An 18,446-nucleotide genomic window follows, 5' to 3' on the forward strand; every position below is an offset into this window, starting at 1 on the left:
GCTCTCCCGCCGAGCACCGCTCAGCGCGTCAGGCCGAACCCCCACCCACCGTTGTTCTGACACTCCCTGGCGATCCAGAAGATGCCGAGCTGGGTGTGCCAGGTCCGGACCACGGCATACGGCAGGACCCGGTCGATCGGTATGCCGAACAGGGATCCGCCCTCGACGCCGTAGTGGGCGCCGATGATGCCGCAGGCGATCTGCAGGACGAACAGCAACCCCACCACGAAGAAGTACTTGAGCGTGGCGCGCTGGCTGGGGGTGGGCCGGTAGCCGAGCAGGGGATCCTTGGTCGGCACCTGCTCAGGGTGCTCGGTGTCCTCCGCGTCCTGGGAGGAGTGGTAGAAGACCATCCCCGCGATGCCGCCGAGGAGCAGGACGAAGCTGAGGATGCTCCACAGGACGTTGTCCGGGGGCGGCACGTTGTCGATCAGCGGCTCGTGGGGCCAGTTCTGGGTGTAGGTCACGTCGCTGCCGGGCGCGTTGGTGGAGGCTGCCCAGCTGGTCCACCAGAAGAACGCCGTCAGGTCGCGGGCCGCGGCCGCGTCGGTGAGGGTGCCACGGGGGATCGCGTAGTGCTCGTGCCCGCCCGCGAACATCGCGGTGTAGTAGGTGGCGTTCAGCGTGAAGGCGTGGGCGCGGGCGGCGGACAGCTCCACGGTGCCGGTTCGCGGGTCGTAGGTGTTGGTGCGCAGCTCCTGCTTGAGCCGGGCCTTGAGGGCTCCCTGGCGCTCCGTGGTGGTCCGGTCGTAGGTCGTGCCGCCCTCCTCGCGGGTCCACCCGTCGAGCAGGGTGGTGGCCTCGCGGTGCAGCCAGTCGGCGGTCCAGTCGGGCGCGACGTAGGCGCCGTGTCCCCACACCGAGCCGATCTCCTGGCCGCCCAGCGACTGCCAGACCTGCTGGCCGTGGACGATGTCGTCGCCGGTGAACAGCTCCGTGCCGTCGGCGACGACCCGGGCGGGGATCGGCGGCTTGGAGGTGTCGATCTGCTGGCCCATCCACAGCAGCACCGCGAACGACCCGAGCACGACCGCGACGAGGGCTGCCCACCATCGCCGGTCGCGTCGAGACACCCTGTGGCTCATGTGAACTCCTCATTAAACGGATTCCGAGGAAAGTACTGTCGCACAGGACAGGACGTGGCGGAAGACACGCTCCCGCCGACGGGGCCGGCCGATAGGTTGACCCCCATGCCTCACCAGACCTGGCGCCACCTGTCCGCCGACGAGGTCACGGCCCTGCTGCCCGACCCCGTGACCGCGACCGACCTGGCCGAGCAGGCCCTCGTCGCTCTCGCCGGGCGACGCGCGGACGTGCCGCCCAAGCCCGCCGTCGCACTGCCCGGCGACGGCTTCGCCAACGCCATGCCGGCCGGCCTGGCCGACCAGGGCCTGGTCGGGTGCAAGTGGCTGACCGTGCTGCCCGACAACCCCGCCTGCGGGCTCCCCGCGATCCAGGGCCTGATGATCGTCAACGACGCCCGCACCGGCCAGGTCCGCGCCGTCATGGACGCCGGTCCCCTGACGGCCCTGCGGACCGCCGCGGTGACCGGGGCCTGCGTGCGGCGACTCGCGGACCTGGACGCCCCGGTCGCCTTCCTCGGGACGGGGGTGCAGGCCCGCTCCCACCTGACCGTGCTCACGGCCCTCGGGGTTGCCCAGGTGCGGGTCTACGGTCGGCGGGCGACGGCACGCGAGGAGCTGGGCCGGTGGTGCGCCGAGCACGTCCCCGACTTGTCGGTGACCCTGGTCGACGACCCCTACGACGCGGTGTCCGACGCGGGCACCGTCGTGAGTGGCCTGCCGATCGGGCTGCAGGGCCAGGAGCTGGACCCGGCCCGGGTGCGCGACGACGTGCTGCTCCTGCCCCTGGACTACGCCAGCACCGTGGGCGCGGACCTCGCCCGCACCGCCACGGTGGTCAGCGACGACGTCGACCAGCTCACCGCCGTCGCGCCGGACAAGCTCTCGCCCGACTATCCCGCGGCCACCGGCTGGACGGGCGACGCGCTCCAGGGGGCACGCCCGGCAGGCCGCCTCGTCTGCCAGAACCTCGGCAGCGGCGCCTGCGACCTCGTCCTCGCCGGCTGGGTGAGCGACGAGGCCGACCGCCGCGATGTGGGGCGGCTGCTCCCCCGCTGATCATCGGTATGCCGGGACACCGCCCGGGATCCGCGGCCAGGCCCCAGGGGCGACGGTCGGGTCACCCGCGCCCCACCGAGGCCACCGAGGCCACCGAGGCCAGGCTGGCCCCGAAGGGTACGTTTGGCCCCCTCTTTGAACGTGCCACGGGGCCAGCCTGGCCTCAAGGAGCCGCCCGCGGGGTGCGGGGTGTCCGCTCACCCGACGCTCGTGGGGTGTCCCTATGGGGTTCGTCAAGCCGCGGCGGCCGTCGGGGCTTGGTAGGTGGTGCCGTCTCTGAGCATGGCGTAGAGAACGTCGCAGCGTCGGCGGGCCAGGCAGATGAGGGCGGCGTTGTGCTTCTTGCCTTGGGCTCGTTTGCGGTCGTAGTAGGCGCGGCTGGTGGGGTCGGACAGGGCTGCGAAGGCGGACAGGAACAGCGCGCGTTTGAGGTTCTTGTTGCCTGACCTGGAGGGGTGCTCGCCGCGGATGCTGGACCCGGATCGACGTGTGACGGGGGCGAGGCCTGCGTAGGCGGCGAGGTGCCCGGCTGTGGGGAAGGCGCTGCCGTCGCCGACCTCGAGCAAGATCCTTGCGGCGGTCCTGACACCGACGCCGGGCATCGAGGTCAGGACCGGGGCAAGAGGGTGGGCATCAAGGATCTCCTCGACCTGCGCCGCGACGGTCGCGCGTTGCTCGAGCAGGTCGGCGAGCTGGGAAGCCAGCTTCGGGATGACGAGCTCGGCCGCGCGGGTGCCGGGCACGGTCACGGTCTGGGCGTCCAGGGCGGTCATGACCTCGTCGACGATCCGATCGTAGGAGCGCGGCGCGCGGGGCTTGGCCACGCTCGTCAGCCGCCGCCGACCGGCCGTGCGTAGCCCGGCGGGTCCGCCGAACCTGGTCAGGAGCTCGAGGACAGCCTTGTGGTGCAGTCGGGGTCCGAGGGCTCGTTCCAGGGCTGGGTGGATCTGGGTGAGCAGGCCGTGCAGGCGGTTGGTGACGCGGGTGACCTCACCGGCCAGGTCGTCGTCGTACCCGACGATGACTTCCAAGTCGGCCAGGGCGTCGTCGTTCATGTCCACGCGCCGCAGGGTGTGGGGCATGGTGCGGGCCGCGTCGGCGATGACGTACGCGTCGCGGGCGTCGGTCTTCGCTGCGCCGGGGTGTAGGTCCGCGATGCGGCGCATCGCCAGGCCCGGCAGGTACGCCACGTCGACCCCGACGGCGCGGGCGACCGCGACCGGCAGGGCCCCGATCGAGGCGGGCTGGTCCACCACGACCAGGACCGGGCCGTGCGTGGACAGGTGCTCGTAGAGGGCGCGCAGCTTGGTCTCGTCTTGCGGTAGCGCCTTGTCGTGCAGCCGTTTTCCGGACGGGTCCAGGGCGGTGGCGTGGTGAGTTTCCTTGCCGACGTCCAACCCCAGGTAGACCGCGTAGGTGCGGTCGGGTAGCCCGTGCATCCTGTCCTCCTCGTTGACCGACGGACTCATGATCCGCTGGCCACAGGTCGGGCGTCAGCAGCCGGCAGCCACGTTACGAAGAGACCTCCCGAGCGCGGGGGCCGTGTCCCTATCAGCGGTCACACCGACGCCACCAAGCCCGGCGACAACACCCCCCGGATCATGCGCGACAGGGGCAAAGAGTCATACCAGACCTGGTGACCAGCACCCCCATCACCGAGGGCACGAAGAAGGTAACGGGGGCAGGGGCCCCGAAATCGCCCGACGCCCACCGTCCACGGCATACGCGAAAGGGCCGGATCTGTGATGACAGATCCGGCCCTTCGTGCGGTCGGGCTGACAGGATTTGAACCTGCGACCCCTTGACCCCCAGTCAAGTGCGCTACCAAGCTGCGCTACAGCCCGTTGCCCACCGCGGTGAGCGACACGTCACCTTAGCGCACTCACGACGCGATCTTCCAATCCGCGTGGTCGACCCCGGAACATCCCTGGCCTCAAGGACGTTGCACCAGGTACGAACCCCTACGAGAGGACCCGATGGACACTCGTCGCACGAAGGCCTGGACCGACGCCCGCACCATGCTGCGCAAGCACCAGCAGACCCATGGAGAGCTGAGGGGCGTCATCGCCCGGCCTCCCCGGCGTGAGGCCCCGACCGGCGACTGACCGCCTCCGCCCCGCAGACCCGGCGCGGGGCCGCACCCCGGTGCGGCCCCGCGCCGTCGTGCATGTGGATCTGCCGTGGTCGTGGCTGCCCGGCTGCCGACGCGACGGTATGCCGGTCCGGGCGGCCCGGTCCGGCATACCGTCGCCTCCGGCTGCTGCCGGAGCGCCGACTCAGCGGGACTGGCGGCGCCGCTTCTCGCGGACTCGCACCGAGATCTCGATCGGCGTGCCCTCGAAGCCGAACTCCTCGCGCAGCCGCCGCTCCAGGAAGCGCCGGTAGCCCGCCTCGATGAAGCCGCTGGCGAAGATCACGAACCGCGGCGGGCGCGTCGCCGCCTGCGTGGCGAACAGGATGCGGGGCTGCTTGCCGCCGCGGACGGGGTGCGGGTGCGCCGCGACGATCTCGCCGAAGAAGGAGTTGAGCTTGCCCGTCGGGATGCGGGTGTCCCAGGACTCCAGGGCGGTCTCGAGGTAGGGCACGAGCTTGCCGGTGTTGCGCCCGGTGGTGGCGGAGACGTTGACGCGCGGCGCCCACTGGATCTGCACGAGCTCCCGCTCGATCTCGCGCTCGAGGTAGTAGCGGCGCTCCTCGTCGACGAGGTCCCACTTGTTGTAGGCGACGATCAGGGCGCGGCCGGCGTCGACGACCTGCTGGATGACGCGGATGTCCTGCTCGCTGATGGGCTCGCCCGCGTCGATCAGGACGATCGCGACCTCGGCCTTCTCCAGGGCGGACTGGGTGCGCAGCGAGGCGTAGAAGTCGGCGCCGCGGGTCTGGTGGACGCGCCGCCGGATGCCGGCGGTGTCGACGAAGCGCCAGGTGGTGTCCCCGAGGCGGATCAGCTCGTCGACGGGGTCGCGGGTGGTGCCGGCGACGTTGTCGACGACGACGCGCTCCTCCCCCGCGAGCCGGTTGAGCAGGGAGGACTTGCCGACGTTGGGCCGTCCGAGCAGCGCCACCCGGCGCGGCCCGCCCCGCTCGTAGGCGCCGCCCACCTTGGACACCGCGGGCAGCACCCGCAGCACCTCGTCGAGGACGTCGCCGGAGCCACGGCCGTGCAGCGCCGACACCGGCCAGGGCTGGCCGAGCCCGAGACCCCACAGCATCGCCGCGTCGGCCTCGCCGCGCTGGTCGTCGACCTTGTTGGCGACGAGGATGACCGGCTTGCCGGAGCGGCGGAGCATCTTGACGACGGCCTCGTCGGTGTCGGTGGCGCCGACGGTCGCGTCGACGACGAAGAGCACCGCGTCGGCTAGCTCGACGGCCACCTCGGCCTGCTCGGCGACGCGCAGGTGGATGCCGGTCGCGTCGACCTCCCAGCCGCCGGTGTCGACGAGCGTGAACTTGCGGCCCGTCCACTCCGCGGCATACGCCACGCGGTCGCGGGTCACGCCGGGCACGTCCTCGACGACGGCCTCGCGGCGACCGATGATGCGGTTGACGAGGGTGGACTTGCCGACGTTGGGCCGGCCCACCACGGCGAGGACCGGCAGCGGGGCGGATCCCTCCTCGTCGGACTGGCTGTCGGGCTCGGCGTCGATGAGGGCGAGGTCCTCGTCGGTCAGCTCGAAGTCCTCGAGCCCGGCGCGCAGCGCCTGCTCCACGCCCTCGTCGAGGTCCAGCGGCGCGTCGGCCGCCACCTGGTCGAGGGGCTGGTTGTCGTGATCGCTCACCTGAGAGGTCCTTCGCTACGCCATCCGGTATGCCGCGGAGCGGGCACACCACCACCCATTGTCCCCCATCGAGCCGCGCTACCCTCCTGCCCGCTCCGAGCCGTGCCTCCGCATCGGCCTCATGACTCCGCTCGGCCCGTTCGCCATGCCCAAGGACTCCGCTGGCCTCGACACGTCGTTTCCCTGGGCAGCGCCCCCGAAGCCTGTTCGCGACGCACGCGCCACCGGCCGACCGCCGACTCCTCTGGACCATGCCACGACGCAGCCAGGACCGGCGCCGGTCCTGGCGTCGGGACGAAGGATCCCCGACGCCAGGACCCAGCGTGATCCCGACCACGACGAAGACGCCATGGCGAGGCGATGGCGGTAACCGGCTCCCCCGTCGGGATCAGGGAGCCGGTGTCCCCTCCTGCCGACCGGGCCCCAGGCGCAGCCCAGCACTACTCGTCGTGGGCTGCACCAGGTTGGCCGACACGCTACGCCCGATGGCAGGAGGGAGGTGCAGGGCGCCACGTCAGGACAGCACGCGGGGCTCCGTTCGGGCGAGGAGACGGCGATGAAACCGACCTTGCCCACCGGGCTCCTCTGCTACCTGTCCGACACACCGTCACCGCAGGGCACACCCCCGCAGAATCGCCAAACAACTAAGTCTCGTGAGAAAACCTCAACGGGCGCCTCGCATCAAATAACCCCCTCGTCAGTAATGCGCCAAGGATCATTTTTAGAAGATCGCTCGAGGAAAAATCCCCAGATCTGACCATTGCGCGTGATGTAGACCTTTCGCAACTCGTTCTTGGGATTTTTGGCATAGGACTTCGGAACACCCGCGGAGACGTGTCCTATCGTGTATTGCTTGTACTTCTCCTTGTCTGAGCATTGTGTATAACCATCCGTTCCCCGCTTCGGAAAGAGCGCATCAACAGTTTCGCAGTCACCGGCCAAGACGGCTTTTATGAAAGTATCAGCAACCACTTGCGGGGTTGCTGAATTAGGGGTAAGGAAATTCTCTTTTTTGGCTCTGAGGCGCATCCCGCCAGCGAGCACACTGCCATCACGAGTAGTCCTGCTGCGACTCTTCTGCTACTCATTGTCACAACTCTCTTCAATGGCTATCGACTTGCCCTGGATCAGATGCGGTGGGCATGGCAACCGGCGCTCTTGACCTGGCCTTCCACCCTGACGTCCCGCAATCGCTTGGGTCCATGATGCGGGGGACCCCAGCTCGCCATCAGCGTGCCGGCCGTCCTGTGGCGGCTACTCGTCATCGGGGATCCCTCCGCCGCTACCGCGGCTTCCCACACCGCCTGAGCACCATCACCACTACCGTCTGGATCCTCATCACCACAGGGCAGACCCCCAGATGAAGGAGGCTTCTGATCCGGACGCTGCCCCACGAGCCGCACGAGCCGCGCGAGGCCTGCCTCGGCGAGGTGAGGTGACGGCCGGCAGGCGGGCACGTCCTGACGAGGCCGCGCGACCTCGCCCACCCGACCTCAGTCGCGGATGCGGCCCATGGCCGAGGCGATCTCGTCGAGCACGGCCTCCACGGACCCCTGCAGGGTCAGGTCGGAGGTGTCGATGGTGATCACGCCGGGCGCCGCGGTCATGAAGCTCGACACCGTGGAGTCGTCCCGGTCGCGGCGCACGATCTGGTCGCGGGTGGCGGCGACGGACTCGGCCGACGCCTGACCGTGCAGCTCGGTGGCGCGCCGGCGCAGCCGCGCCTCCTGCGACGCCACGAGCAGGATGCGCACGTCGGCGTCGGGGGCGACCACGGTGGTGATGTCACGGCCCTCGGCGATGATCCCGCCGCGCCGGCGACCGACGCGGCCGATGATCTCCCGCTGGCGGCGGCGCAGCTCGGCGCGGACGTCGAGGTTGGTGGCGACCTGGGAGACGACCGAGGCGATCTCGGTGGTGCGGATCGCCTCGGCGACGTCGGTGCCGTCGACGTGCACGGTGGGGGCGACGGGGTCGGTGCCCATCTCCAGCGGGAGGGCGCGCACGGCCTCGGCGACGCGGGCCTGGTCGGCCAGGTCGATGCCCTCGTGCAGGCACCACCAGGTGGCCGCGCGATACATCGCGCCCGTGTCGAGATAGCCGTGACCGAGCCGCTGGGCGGCCATCCGGGAGACCGTGGACTTGCCTGAGCCCGAGGGGCCGTCGATCGCGACGGCCACCAGGTCGGGGCCGTTCATCTGGTCCTCGGGCGAGGTCGGCAGCAGGTTGGGCTCGGTCATGGGGCAGACCCTAGTGGATGGTCCAGCCACCGGCTCCGAGGTGGGTGCGCAACCGATCCGCCACCCCCGGGAGCACCGACACCTCGGCGAGGGCGACGGGGTGTCCGACGGCGTGCTCGAGGTGCAGGTCTTCCAGGTTGATGCCCGCCTCCCCCATCGCCGCGAACAACCTGCCCAGCGCCCCGGGCTCGTCCGGCACCACCACGGTGACGACGGTGTATGGCGTCGGAGCGCCACCGTGCTTGCCGGGCACGCGGGCGCGACCGTGGTTGCCGTCGTCGAGCAGCCGGGCCAGCACCGCCCGCGCGCCGGGGGCGTCGCCGCCCGCGGCCAGCGCCTCCAGCGCGCCCACCGCGTCGTCCAGGTCGGTCCGCACCGCCCGCAGCAGCGCCGCGACGCCCGCCGCGTTGCCGGCGAGGATCTGGGTCCACAGGCCGGGGTCGCTCGCCGCGATCCGGGTGACGTCGCGCACCCCCTGGCCGCACAGGGCGACCGCGTCGTCGGGCTCGTGGCGCAGGCGGGCGGCGGTGAGCGTGGCCATGAGCTGGGGCAGGTGGGAGACGGCGGCGACGGCCGCGTCGTGCTCCTGCGGCCCGAGGGTGACGACCTCGCCGCGGGCCGCCCGCGCGAGGGAGACCACGAGCGCCACCGCCTCGGCGGACGACTCGGGCGAGGGCACGACCACCCAGGGGCGCCCGGCGCACAGGTCCGGTCGGGCCGCGACGGCGCCGGAGCGCTCGCGCCCGGCCATGGGGTGGCTGCCGACATACCGCCGCAGGTCGCCGCCGAGCGACCGCACCGTCGCCAGCACCGACGACTTGACCGAGGCCACGTCGGTGACGACCGCCGACGGCCAGCGCGCCAGCTGGGTGGCGACGACGGCGCCGGTCACGTCCGGGGGCGCGGCGACCACGACTACGTCGGGTGCGAGGACGTCGGGCGCGAGCTCGTCGATCGTGCCCGCCCCCAGGTCCCGGGCCAGCGCCGCGGCGGTCGGCGAGGGATCCTCCAGCGACACCGGCCAGCCCGCGGCCCGCAGCGCCAGCGCGATCGAGGTGCCGATCAGGCCGGTGCCGACGATCCGGGCGCGCGGTGCACCAGCGGCGCCGCTCACAGCTGGGCGGCCTCGTAGAGCGAGGAGATCTCCTGCCGGGTCAGCGGGCGCATCTTGCCGGCCTTGAGGTGCCCGAGGCCGACCTCGCCGACCTTGACCCGCACCAGGTTGATGACCGGGTGGCCGACGGCCTCGAGCATGCGGCGGACCACGTGCTTGCGACCCTCGTGGATGACGATCTCCAGCACGGCCTTGCCCGGCGAGGAGTCGATCACCTTGAAGGAGTCGACCCGCACCGGCCCGTCCTCCAGCTCCACGCCCTCGCGCAGCTGGCGGCCGAGGTCGCGCGGCACCGGTCCGGGCACCTGGGCGAGGTAGGTCTTGGTCACGCCGTAGGCCGGGTGCTGCAGCCGGTGGGCGAGCTCGCCGTCATTGGTGAGCAGCAGCAGCCCCTCGGTGTCCTGGTCGAGGCGCCCGACGTGGAAGAGCCGCGTCTTGCGGCCCTCGCCGAGGTAGTCGCCGATGTCGACGCGGCCGAGCTCGTCGTTCATCGAGGTGACGACGTTGAGCGGCTTGTTGAAGGCGTAGTAGACCTTGGTCTCGTCGAAGATCACCCGCACGCCGTCGACGTGCACCTGGGCGGTGGCCGGGTCGACGCGCACGCCCATGTCGGTGACGACCTGGCCGTCCACCTGGACGTGCCCCTCGGCGATGAGGTTCTCGCAGGTGCGGCGGCTGCCGATGCCGGCCGAGGCGAGGAGCTTCTGCAGGCGGGTGCCGTCCGGGTCGTGCACGTCGACGTACGGCTGCGCCGGACCCCGGCCCCGGCCGCCCGCGCCGCCGGAGCCCTGCCCACCCTGGCCGCGCACCGGGCGCTGACCGGCGACGCGACGCGCCCCCGGCTTGCGCTGCGGGCCCCCGGTCGGGCCGCCCGCGCGACCGCCCCCGGCGCCGGTGTAGCCCGACCCCCGGCGCGCGCCGCCCTGGCCCCGGCCGGAGCCACCTCTGCTGTTCTGCTGCGGACTCATGTGGTCAGCGCCCCTGTTCTGCGATCTCGTCGAGGATGTCGGTGTCTGGCAGGTACGGCGCCAGGGCCGGCAGCTCGTCCAGGCTCGTGAGGCCCATCCGCTGCAAGAAGTATGGCGTGGTGCCGTAGAGCACCGCACCGGTCGTCTCGTCGTGGCCGATCTCGGTGATCAGGCCGCGGGTCATCAACGTGCGGATCACCCCGTCCACGCTGACCCCGCGCACCGCGCTGACGCGCGCCCGGGAGACCGGTTGACGATAGGCGATGACGGCGAGGGTCTCGAGCGAGGCCTGGGTCAGGCGGGCCCGCTGCCCGTCCAGGAGGAACCTCTCCACGGCCGGGGCGTGCTCGGCCCGCGAGTAGTAGCGCCACCCGCCGGCCAGCGCCCGCAGCTGGAAACCCCGCCCCTGCTCGTCGTACTCGCGCGCCAGTCCCCGCAGGGTCAGGTGCACCTCGTCGAGGGACACCTCCAGGGCGGCGGCGAGCGTCGGCTCGTCGATCGGCTCCTCGACCACCATGAGGACCGCCTCCAGCGCGGCGCGCAGACCACCGGGCAGGGCGCGCACGTCGACGGCGTCCTCCTCCGGCGGCCGGGACGCCGGGTCCGAGGCCTCGATATCGACCTGAGCGTCAGTCACTGATCGACCTCCTGACCAGGGGGTATGTCGTCCGCCCGCCTGCGCTGCCGGGCGAGGGTCGCGAGCTCCTCGTCGGAGGGGTCACCCTCCCGCTCGGTCACAGGGTCACCAGCGACCACCGGACCGTCGGGGCGCGCCGGCTCGTCGAAGTCGCCGGAGATCTGCACCTCCTGGCCCTCCTCCCCCGTCCACCGCACGGTCAGATCGCCCAGCGCCTCGGCCTGGTCGAAGGCCACCACCCGCTCCTTGAACAGCTCGAGCAGCGCGAGGAAGCGGGCCACGATCACCAGCGTGGAGTCGGCGTCCGCCACGAGCGCGCGGAAGCTCATGGTGCCGCGGGCACGCAGTCGCGCAGCCACCAGCGCCGCCTGCTCGCGCACCGACACCTGGGGCGCGTGCAGGTGGGCGAGCCCCACCTGCGGGGGCGCCTTCGGGGTGAGGACCCGCGCCGCGATCATCGCCAGCTGCTCCGGCGTCACCGTCATCACCAGCTCGGGCAGCAGCGCCGCGAACCTCGGCTCCAGGCCCGCCTGCCGCGGCCGCGCCCGCCCGTGCACGTCCATCCGCTCGGCGAAGGCACCGGCGATCTGCTTGTAGGCGCGGTACTGCAGCAGCCGGGCGAACAACAGGTCCCGGGCCTCGATCAGCGCCAGGTCCTCCTCGTCGTCCGGGCCCGCGCTCGGCAGCAGCCGGGCGGCCTTGAGGTCCAGCAGGGTGGCCGCGACCAGCAGGAACTCCGACGCCTGGGACAGGTCCCACTCGGCGCCACCCTCGTCGGCCGCCCGCTGCGCCGCCCGGATGTGCGCCACGAACTCGTCGGTGACCTGGGCCAGCGCGATCTCGGTGATGTCCAGCTTGTGCTTGCTGATCAGACCCAGGAGCAGGTCGAAGGGGCCGTCGAAGACGTCGAGGTGCACCTCGAAGGGCGTGGGCGCCCCTCGCCGGGTGAGCACCCCTCCCGGGACCGAACCCTCGGGCAGCACGCCCGGGACGTCCGCGGTCATGACGCTCAGGCGGCACCACCGCGGGCGATGAGCTCCCGCGCGAGCTGGCGATAGGCCTCGGCCCCGGAGTGGGCGGAGGCGTAGGAGGTGATCGGCTCGGCGGCCAGCGTCGCGTCCGGGAACTTCACGGTGCGGGAGATGACGGTGTGGAAGACCGTGTCGCCGAAGTGGTCCACGACCGAGCGGACGACCTCGCGGGAGTGGAGCGTGCGACCGTCGTACATCGTCGCCAGGATGCCGTCGATCTGCAGGCGCGGGTTGAGCCGGTCGACGATCTTCTCGATCGTCTCGACGAGCAGCGCCACGCCGCGCATCGCGAAGAACTCGCACTCCAGCGGGATGATCACGCCGTGCGCGGCGGTGAGGGCGTTGACCGTCAGCAGACCCAGCGAGGGCTGGCAGTCCACGAGGATCACGTCGTAGTCGTCCAGGACCGGGCGCAGCACCCGCGCCAGGATCTGCTCGCGGGCGACCTCGCCGACCAGCTGGACCTCGGCGGCCGACAGGTCGATGTTGGCCGGGACCACGTCGACGTTGTCGGTGCGGGTGGGCTGGACGACGTCGCGGATGTCGATCCGGCGGTCCACGAGCAGGTTGTAGATCGTGGTGTCCAGGTCGTTGGGGCGGATCCCGAAACCGACCGACAGCGCCCCCTGCGGGTCGAAGTCGACCATCAGCACCTTGCGCCCGAGCTCGGCCAGCGCCGCCCCCAGGTTGATGGTCGTCGTGGTCTTGCCGACGCCACCCTTCTGGTTGCACATGGCGATGACACGGGCCGGACCGTGGCTGGTTAGCGGCTGCGGCTGCGGAAACTCCGGCATCGGCCGACCCGTCGGCCCGAGCGTGCCCTCGAAGGCGCCCGTCGTGCCCGGAAGCACGTCGTGGCGCGGCGACTCGAAGGCGGTCGGCTGCTGCTGGGTCTGCTCCGGGTGACTCATCCGGTCGATCAACTCCCACGCTGGTGCTGCGGTCTGCCTCGCGCAGATCGGTCAAGCGTGACCATACCGTCACTACGCACAGTCAGGGCAGCACCTCGCCAGGATTGGTGTGTGCGCGTGCCGGTTTCGCGTCAGCGGGCGCGCGGGTGGGCCTCGGCCCAGACCTCGCGCAGCCGTTGCACGGTGACCATGGTGTAGATCTGCGTCGTCGTCACGTCGGCGTGCCCGAGCAGCTCCTGCACGACGCGCACGTCCGCCCCGCCTTCGAGCAGGTGGGTGGCGAAGGAGTGCCGCAGGGTGTGCGGGGAGACGTGCTCGGTCAGCCCCGCCCGCTGCGCGGCTGTCTGCATGACGGCCCACGCGCTCTGACGGGACAGGCGCCGACCGCGCTGGTTGAGGAACACCGCAGCCCCGCCCGAGCCCGCCTGCGCGAGGGCCGGTCGGCCGCGGACGACATACGCCGCCAAGGCTTCTCGGGCATAGGAGCCCAGCGGCACGAGGCGCTCCTTGCCGCCCTTGCCGAGGAGCCGGACGGCCGCCTGGTCGTCCGGGATGCCCGGTCCGGGCAGGTCGTCCAGGTCCAGCCCGACGGCCTCGCTGATCCGCGCGCCGGTGGCGTAGAGCACCTCGAGCAGCGCCCGGTCCCGCAGCGAGACCGGGGTGTCCCCCAGCGACGCCGCCGCCAGCAGCCGCTCGACCTCGCCGATCCCGATCGCCTTGGGCAGGCGCCGCGCCGGCTGGGGCGGACGCACCTCGCGGGCCGGGTCCTGGGAGGTGATCCCCTCGACCAGGAGCCACCTGTGCAGGCCGCGCACGGCGATCAGGGTGCGGGCCGCGGACGAGACGGACAGCGCCGCTCGTCCCGGCGCGCCGTCGACGCCGGGCCCGGACGTGCGCAGGTGCGCGAGGAAGGACGAGACGTCCTCCTCGCGCACCTGCGCGATGTCGGTGATGCCGCGCCCCGCCAGGAAGTCCTGGTAGCGGCGCATGTCGCGGGCGTAGGACGCCAGCGTGTTGCGGGAGTGGCCCCGCTCCACGCCGAGGTGGTCCAGCCACCCGCGGGTCGCGCGCTCCGGCGTCAGCGCAGGACCTCGTCGAGGTCCACGCAGGACATGTCGAACGCGTCGGCGACACCCTGGAAGGTGACCTCGCCGTCGTAGGTGTTCAGGCCGAGGGCCAGCGCGTGGTCGGCCTTGAGCGCGTCGCGCCAGCCCTTGTCCGCGAGGGCCACGGCATACGGCAGGGTCGCGTTGGTGAGCGCGTAGGTCGACGTCATGGACACCGAGCCCGGCATGTTGGCCACGCAGTACATCGTCGAGTTGTGCACCTGGAAGGTCGGCTCGGCGTGCGTGGTGGGCCGCGAGTCCTCGAAGCAGCCGCCCTGGTCGATGGCGATGTCGACGAGCACCGAGCCCGGCTTCATCTGCGAGACCAGCTCGTTGGACACGAGCTTGGGGGCCTTCGCGCCGGGGATGAGGACCGAGCCGATGACCAGGTCGGCCTCGCGGACGGCCTTGGCGACCTCGAAGGAGTTCGACGTGATCGTCTGCATGTGGCCCTGGTAGATCGCGTCGAGGTAGCGCAGCCGGGCGATGTTGATGTCCAGCAGGGTCACCCGGGAGTGCATCCCCACGGCGATCTGCGCGGCGTTGAGGCCGGCCACACCGGCACCGAGGATGACGACGTTGGCGCCCTGGACGCCGGGGACGCCGCCCATGAGCACGCCGCGGCCGCCGTTGGTCTTCATCAGGTAGTAGGCGCCGACCTGGGTGGCCAGGCGGCCCGCGACCTCGGACATCGGGGCGAGCAGCGGCAGCGAGCGGTCGGCCAGCTGCACGGTCTCGTAGGCCACGGCCGTGATCTTGCGCTTCTTGAGCTCCTCGGTCAGCGGGCGGTCGGCGGCGAGGTGCAGGTAGGTGAAGAGGGTCTGGCCTTCCTGCATCCGGTGGTACTCCGCCTCGATCGGCTCCTTGACCTTGAGGACCATGTCGGCCTGGCCCCACACGTCGTCCGCGGAGTCGATGATCGTGGCGCCCGCAGAGGTGTACTCCTCGTCGGTGATCGAGGAGCCCAGACCGGCGTCCTTCTCGACGACGACCTCGTGCCCGTGGGTGACGAGCTCGTGGACACCGGCGGGGGTGATGGCCACCCGGAACTCGTTGTTCTTGATCTCGCGGGGGATGCCAACCTTCATGACTGCTCCTGTCATCGCGGGGACCTCGTCGTCCCCGTCCCGGTGCCGCCAGGGGTGCGGGCGGCGGACGCAGCTGCGAGTCTACGCACGGCCGGGTCGGGCGTCCTGGCGGGGTGGGCAGGGCCAGACTGTGCCCATGAGGTTGTATGCCGCCGCCCCCGCCCGCTGTGCCCGTCAGGTCCTGGGCGACCTGGGTCTCCTGCTCTGGATCGCCTTGTGGTGGTGGGCAGGTCGCCTGGTCACGGACATGGTCGGCGCCCTCGCCGAGCCGGTCGTCGGCATCAGCACCCGGGCCCGGGACCTGAGTCGGTCGATGCACGACGCCAGCGCGTCGGTGGGGGACGTGCCCATGGTGGGCGACAAGCTGCGCGTGCCCTTCGACAAGGCGTCCGGCACCGGGGACGGGATCGCCCAGTCCTCGACGGCGCTGGTCGACCAGATCCACCAGGTCGCCACGATGCTCGGGATCGTGGTCACCGCCATCCCCGTGGTGCTCGCCGCGGCCTGGTGGCTCTCCCGGCGGTTCTCCTTCGTCCGGCAGTCGGCCGCCGCGCAGCGGTTCGTGGACGCGGACGCCGACCTGGACCTGTTCGCGCTGCGGGCGATGGCCGCCCAGCCGCTGCCGGTGCTGGCCCGGGTGTCCGACGACCCGGCCGGGGCCTGGCGACGGCGGGACCTGGACGTGATCCGCCGGCTCGCGACCCTGGAGCTGCGCGAGCACGGGCTGCGTCCGCCGCGGGCCACGGGGACGCCGGGGGCGGCGGGGGTAGGCCAGTCGGGCGCGTCGTCGGACCACGCACCGGCTCATCCCGTGCGCAGCGTGACGAGTCACACCCCCGAGTAACCGCACCACCCGCGGCCGGGTCACGAGGTGCGCCCCGGCGCCGTGTCACGAACCCCCGAGACCCACACTGGACAGGACCCGACCCTGCCGCCCAGGACGTGACCGCATGCCCGACCAGTCCCGACCCGTCTCCCGCCGCGCCGTCCTCGGCAGCACCGCCGCCGCGCTCGTGGGCCTCACGACCACCCCCTCCGCCCGCGCCGCGGCCCTCTCGCTGACGACCGCCCGGGCGGTCACGACCGCCGGGACCACCCTGGAGGCGGCCGCCGCCCCGGTCGGTGCGACGGGCTATCGACGACTGACCGCCGGACCCGGCTATCCGCTCGTCGTGCGCGAGGAGCTGGCCGCCGCGCAGCCGGGCCGGGACGAGCGCCGCACCGGTCGCCTGGCCTTCGCCCACCTCACCGACCTGCACATGCTGGACGCCCAGTCACCGGTCCGCTTCGAGTGGCTCACGCTCGTCAACGGCAGCGCCTTCCGGCCGCAGGAGGCCCTCGGCACGCAGGGCGGCGTCAGCCTGGTGCGCCGGCTCAACGCGATCACCGCCGCCCCCTGGACCGGGCTGCCGCTGTCGTGCGCCGTCTCCACCGGCGACAACACCGACAACCACGAGCACGTCGAGCTGGACTGGTTCATCCGCGTGCTGTCCGGCGGCGAGATCACCCCCAACACCGGCTCGGCCACCCGCTGGGAGGGCGTCCAGGCCAGCGGCGACAAGCGCTACTACAACCCCGAGCTGCCCGTCGTCGACCGCTACAAGGCCGCCGGGTTCCCACAGCTGCCCGGGTTCCTCGACCGAGCCATGGCCACGCACTCCTCCCCCGGCCTGTCGATGCCCTGGTATGCCGTCTTCGGCAACCACGACGACTCCGTCTGCGGGGTCCTGCCCAGCGCCTCTCCGCTCGCGGCGGCATACACCGGCTCCTTCAAGCTCAACGGCTTCCCCGACCCCGCGGCCGCCTCCGCCCTGCAGACGGCGGTCACCCGCCCCGGGGTGGCCGCCCCCGCCGCCGCGGACACCCAGCCCACGAGCAGCTGGCGGGTGACGCCGGACGCGCGCCGGGCGCCGTTCACGCCAGGGCAGTTCATGGCCGCCCACCTGCGAGCCGACGCCACCGGACCCGGCCCCGTCGGTCACGGCTTCACCCAGGAGTCGGTGGACTCGGGGCGCGGCTACTACACCTTCCCGCTCGCGCCCGGCATCACCGGCATCTGCCTGGACTCCACCAACCGCGCCGGCTGGACCGACGGCTCCATCGACGACGTGCAGTGGCGCTGGCTGGCCGGTGTGCTCACCCGCGGCAGCTCGCGGTACGACGACTGGGCGGGCGTCGAGCGCCGGCACCAGGTGCAGGACGAGCTGTTCGTTCTCTTCAGCCACCACACGTCCGGGACGATGGGCAACCTCGCGCTGCCCCTCGACGGCACGGGCATCCGGCACGCCGGCGTCGAGCTCGTGACGATGCTCAAGCACTATCCCAACGTCCTGGCCTGGGTGAACGGCCACACCCACGCCAACAAGATCACCGCGCAGCGGGGTCGGACGCCGGCGCACTCCTTCTGGGAGATCAACACCGCCAGCCACATCGACTTCCCGCAGCACGCCCGGCTGATCGAGGTGGCGGACAACGCCGACGGGACGCTGTCGATCTTCACCACGCTGGTGGAGTCGGACGCGCCCTACCAGGCGTCCTACACCGACGGATCGCCGCAGGCGCTCGCCTCGGTCTATCGAGAGATGTCGTTCAACGACCTGCACGCCGACCTCGGCCAGCTGGGGACCCCCGCCGATCGCAACACCGAGCTGCTGCTCGTCAACCCCCTGGCCTGAGCGCCCCCCACCTCTCCCCGACCCACCTTCCGCGGATCGGGTGCGTCACCCGCCGGAATCCGGCGGGTGACGCACCCGATCCTGGTCGACTCAGGCCTGGTCAGGTCGGGTCCGGTGTGGGGCGGTAGCGCGAGCCCCGCGCCATCCGGAGCGTCGTCAGACCCACCAGCAGCAGGTAGCCGCCGAGCAGTCCCCAGAACCAGCCCTCCGGGAGGACGCCGTCGCCGCGTCGGACCGACACCACCGTCAGCAGCTCCATCGCGGTCACGAACGCCAGGGTCAGCGCGGTGAGCAGCCACAGGTCCTCGCGCACCCGCCGCTCGAAGGTCACCAGCCTGCGGGGTTCGTCGAGCCACCACTCCTTGTGCGGCACGTTGATCCCGTCGGGCCACACGAGGGCCAGCCGCGAGAGGAAGGGCATCGAGAGCACCAGGAGCCCGACGAGCAGCGACACGAGGAGCGACTCGGTGCGGCTGCCCCACCGGTCCGGGTGACCCGACCCGTCACCCCAGTGCAGCGGCACCCGCTCGGGCAGCACCCGCCAGGACCAGACGAGGACACCGACCCAGGCGCTGACGGCCAGGATCGCCAGGACCCGCGCCAGCGGCTCCATCGGCTCCCGCGGCAGCCCCCGTGCCGTGCGCGCCACCTCGGCGCGGCGACGCTCGCGCACCTGCCAGGTCTCCCCCACCTGCGTCATACGTCCGAGCGTATGCCGCCCGGCCCTCTCACCGTCGCAGGATCGGGTGCGTCCTC

General features: G+C 71.9%; 17 protein-coding genes and 1 tRNA gene. 4 read left to right on the forward strand and 14 right to left on the reverse strand.

The features are described 5' to 3' along the window. Positions 1–20 precede the first annotated feature (20 nt). Positions 21–1,085 (reverse strand): hypothetical protein, encoded by a 1,065-nt coding sequence (locus MM438_RS08130; RefSeq protein WP_241451986.1) that lies wholly within the window; start codon positions 1,083–1,085, stop codon positions 21–23. A 105-nt stretch (positions 1,086–1,190) separates the two neighbouring features. Here MM438_RS08130 and MM438_RS08135 point away from each other — a divergent pair, with 105 nt between their 5' ends. Next, the gene (locus tag MM438_RS08135) at positions 1,191–2,141 is read left to right on the forward strand and encodes an ornithine cyclodeaminase family protein (protein WP_241451987.1); all 951 of its coding nucleotides are present in this window, start codon (positions 1,191–1,193) and stop codon (positions 2,139–2,141) included. Between the two features lie 233 nt (positions 2,142–2,374). On the opposite strand, the gene MM438_RS08140 is transcribed toward MM438_RS08135, so the two are convergent. Both MM438_RS08140 and MM438_RS08145 read right to left on the reverse strand, forming a co-directional pair. Then, positions 2,375–3,580, reverse strand: coding sequence for an IS110 family RNA-guided transposase (locus tag MM438_RS08140; protein ID WP_241453376.1), 1,206 nt, complete (start codon positions 3,578–3,580; stop codon positions 2,375–2,377). A gap of 331 nt (positions 3,581–3,911) precedes the next feature. Beyond that, a tRNA-Pro gene (locus MM438_RS08145) sits at positions 3,912–3,985 on the reverse strand. 132 nt (positions 3,986–4,117) lie between these two features. Between MM438_RS08145 and MM438_RS16305 the strand changes: the two genes are divergently transcribed. Continuing rightward, positions 4,118–4,246 carry a hypothetical protein gene (locus tag MM438_RS16305; RefSeq protein WP_277627944.1) on the forward strand — a complete coding sequence of 43 codons (129 nt, stop codon included), beginning with the start codon at positions 4,118–4,120 and terminating at the stop codon, positions 4,244–4,246. Positions 4,247–4,417: 171 nt separating this feature from the next. Here the strand turns inward: MM438_RS16305 and der are convergent, their stop codons facing one another. The 10 genes from der to ald form a co-directional block, all read right to left on the reverse strand. Continuing rightward, entirely contained in the window at positions 4,418–5,920 is a 1,503-nt protein-coding gene (der, locus tag MM438_RS08150; protein ID WP_407568123.1) for a ribosome biogenesis GTPase Der, read from the reverse strand. Between the two features lie 681 nt (positions 5,921–6,601). Then, positions 6,602–6,964: a hypothetical protein gene (locus tag MM438_RS08155; RefSeq protein ID WP_241451988.1), complete on the reverse strand. Its 363-nt coding sequence runs from the start codon at positions 6,962–6,964 to the stop codon at positions 6,602–6,604. A 449-nt stretch (positions 6,965–7,413) separates the two neighbouring features. Continuing rightward, positions 7,414–8,160 carry a (d)CMP kinase gene (cmk, locus tag MM438_RS08160; protein ID WP_241451989.1) on the reverse strand — a complete coding sequence of 249 codons (747 nt, stop codon included), beginning with the start codon at positions 8,158–8,160 and terminating at the stop codon, positions 7,414–7,416. Between the two features lie 10 nt (positions 8,161–8,170). Beyond that, positions 8,171–9,274, reverse strand: a complete 1,104-nt coding sequence (locus MM438_RS08165) for a prephenate dehydrogenase (protein ID WP_241451990.1) — start codon at positions 9,272–9,274, stop codon at positions 8,171–8,173. After that, positions 9,271–10,242 (reverse strand): pseudouridine synthase, encoded by a 972-nt coding sequence (locus MM438_RS08170; RefSeq protein WP_241451991.1) that lies wholly within the window; start codon positions 10,240–10,242, stop codon positions 9,271–9,273. The genes MM438_RS08165 and MM438_RS08170 overlap by 4 nt, the downstream gene beginning before the upstream one ends. 4 nt (positions 10,243–10,246) lie before the next feature. Continuing rightward, entirely contained in the window at positions 10,247–10,879 is a 633-nt protein-coding gene (gene scpB / locus MM438_RS08175) for an SMC-Scp complex subunit ScpB (protein WP_241451992.1), read from the reverse strand. Continuing rightward, positions 10,876–11,883, reverse strand: a complete 1,008-nt coding sequence (locus MM438_RS08180; RefSeq protein WP_241451993.1) for a segregation and condensation protein A — start codon at positions 11,881–11,883, stop codon at positions 10,876–10,878. The genes scpB and MM438_RS08180 overlap by 4 nt, the downstream gene beginning before the upstream one ends. A 5-nt stretch (positions 11,884–11,888) precedes the next feature. After that, positions 11,889–12,821 (reverse strand): ParA family protein, encoded by a 933-nt coding sequence (locus tag MM438_RS08185; RefSeq protein WP_407568126.1) that lies wholly within the window; start codon positions 12,819–12,821, stop codon positions 11,889–11,891. 131 nt (positions 12,822–12,952) lie between these two features. Then, positions 12,953–13,903 carry a site-specific tyrosine recombinase XerD gene (gene xerD, locus MM438_RS08190; RefSeq protein ID WP_241453383.1) on the reverse strand — a complete coding sequence of 317 codons (951 nt, stop codon included), beginning with the start codon at positions 13,901–13,903 and terminating at the stop codon, positions 12,953–12,955. Beyond that, the gene (ald, locus tag MM438_RS08195) at positions 13,900–15,015 is read right to left on the reverse strand and encodes an alanine dehydrogenase (protein WP_241451994.1); all 1,116 of its coding nucleotides are present in this window, start codon (positions 15,013–15,015) and stop codon (positions 13,900–13,902) included. The genes xerD and ald overlap by 4 nt, the downstream gene beginning before the upstream one ends. Positions 15,016–15,151: 136 nt before the next feature. On the opposite strand from ald, the gene MM438_RS08200 reads away from it, so the two are divergent. Further along, the gene (locus tag MM438_RS08200) at positions 15,152–15,859 is read left to right on the forward strand and encodes a hypothetical protein (RefSeq protein ID WP_241451995.1); all 708 of its coding nucleotides are present in this window, start codon (positions 15,152–15,154) and stop codon (positions 15,857–15,859) included. 106 nt (positions 15,860–15,965) lie between these two features. Beyond that, positions 15,966–17,690: a TIGR03767 family metallophosphoesterase gene (locus MM438_RS08205; RefSeq protein ID WP_241451996.1), complete on the forward strand. Its 1,725-nt coding sequence runs from the start codon at positions 15,966–15,968 to the stop codon at positions 17,688–17,690. A gap of 100 nt (positions 17,691–17,790) precedes the next feature. On the opposite strand, the gene MM438_RS08210 is transcribed toward MM438_RS08205, so the two are convergent. Further along, entirely contained in the window at positions 17,791–18,390 is a 600-nt protein-coding gene (locus MM438_RS08210) for a DUF1648 domain-containing protein (protein WP_241451997.1), read from the reverse strand. Between the last annotated feature and the right edge of the window lie 56 nt (positions 18,391–18,446).

This window comes from Arsenicicoccus dermatophilus (genome assembly GCF_022568795.1).
GTDB classification, from domain to species: domain Bacteria; phylum Actinomycetota; class Actinomycetes; order Actinomycetales; family Dermatophilaceae; genus Arsenicicoccus; species Arsenicicoccus dermatophilus.

Bases quoted from the DNA above. Each gene is read 5' to 3' on its own strand.
- MM438_RS08130 (WP_241451986.1), bottom strand. From the start codon at position 1,085: ATGAGCCACAGGGTGTCTCGACGCGACCGGCGATGGTGGGCAGCCCTC.
- MM438_RS08135 (WP_241451987.1), top strand. From the start codon at position 1,191: ATGCCTCACCAGACCTGGCGCCACCTGTCCGCCGACGAGGTCACGGCC.
- MM438_RS08140 (WP_241453376.1), bottom strand. From the start codon at position 3,580: ATGCACGGGCTACCCGACCGCACCTACGCGGTCTACCTGGGGTTGGAC.
- MM438_RS16305 (WP_277627944.1), top strand. From the start codon at position 4,118: ATGGACACTCGTCGCACGAAGGCCTGGACCGACGCCCGCACCATGCTG.
- cmk (WP_241451989.1), bottom strand. From the start codon at position 8,160: ATGACCGAGCCCAACCTGCTGCCGACCTCGCCCGAGGACCAGATGAAC.
- MM438_RS08170 (WP_241451991.1), bottom strand. From the start codon at position 10,242: ATGAGTCCGCAGCAGAACAGCAGAGGTGGCTCCGGCCGGGGCCAGGGC.
- MM438_RS08180 (WP_241451993.1), bottom strand. From the start codon at position 11,883: ATGACCGCGGACGTCCCGGGCGTGCTGCCCGAGGGTTCGGTCCCGGGA.
- MM438_RS08185 (WP_407568126.1), bottom strand. From the start codon at position 12,821: ATGAGTCACCCGGAGCAGACCCAGCAGCAGCCGACCGCCTTCGAGTCG.
- ald (WP_241451994.1), bottom strand. From the start codon at position 15,015: ATGAAGGTTGGCATCCCCCGCGAGATCAAGAACAACGAGTTCCGGGTG.
- MM438_RS08200 (WP_241451995.1), top strand. From the start codon at position 15,152: ATGAGGTTGTATGCCGCCGCCCCCGCCCGCTGTGCCCGTCAGGTCCTG.
- MM438_RS08205 (WP_241451996.1), top strand. From the start codon at position 15,966: ATGCCCGACCAGTCCCGACCCGTCTCCCGCCGCGCCGTCCTCGGCAGC.
- MM438_RS08210 (WP_241451997.1), bottom strand. From the start codon at position 18,390: ATGACGCAGGTGGGGGAGACCTGGCAGGTGCGCGAGCGTCGCCGCGCC.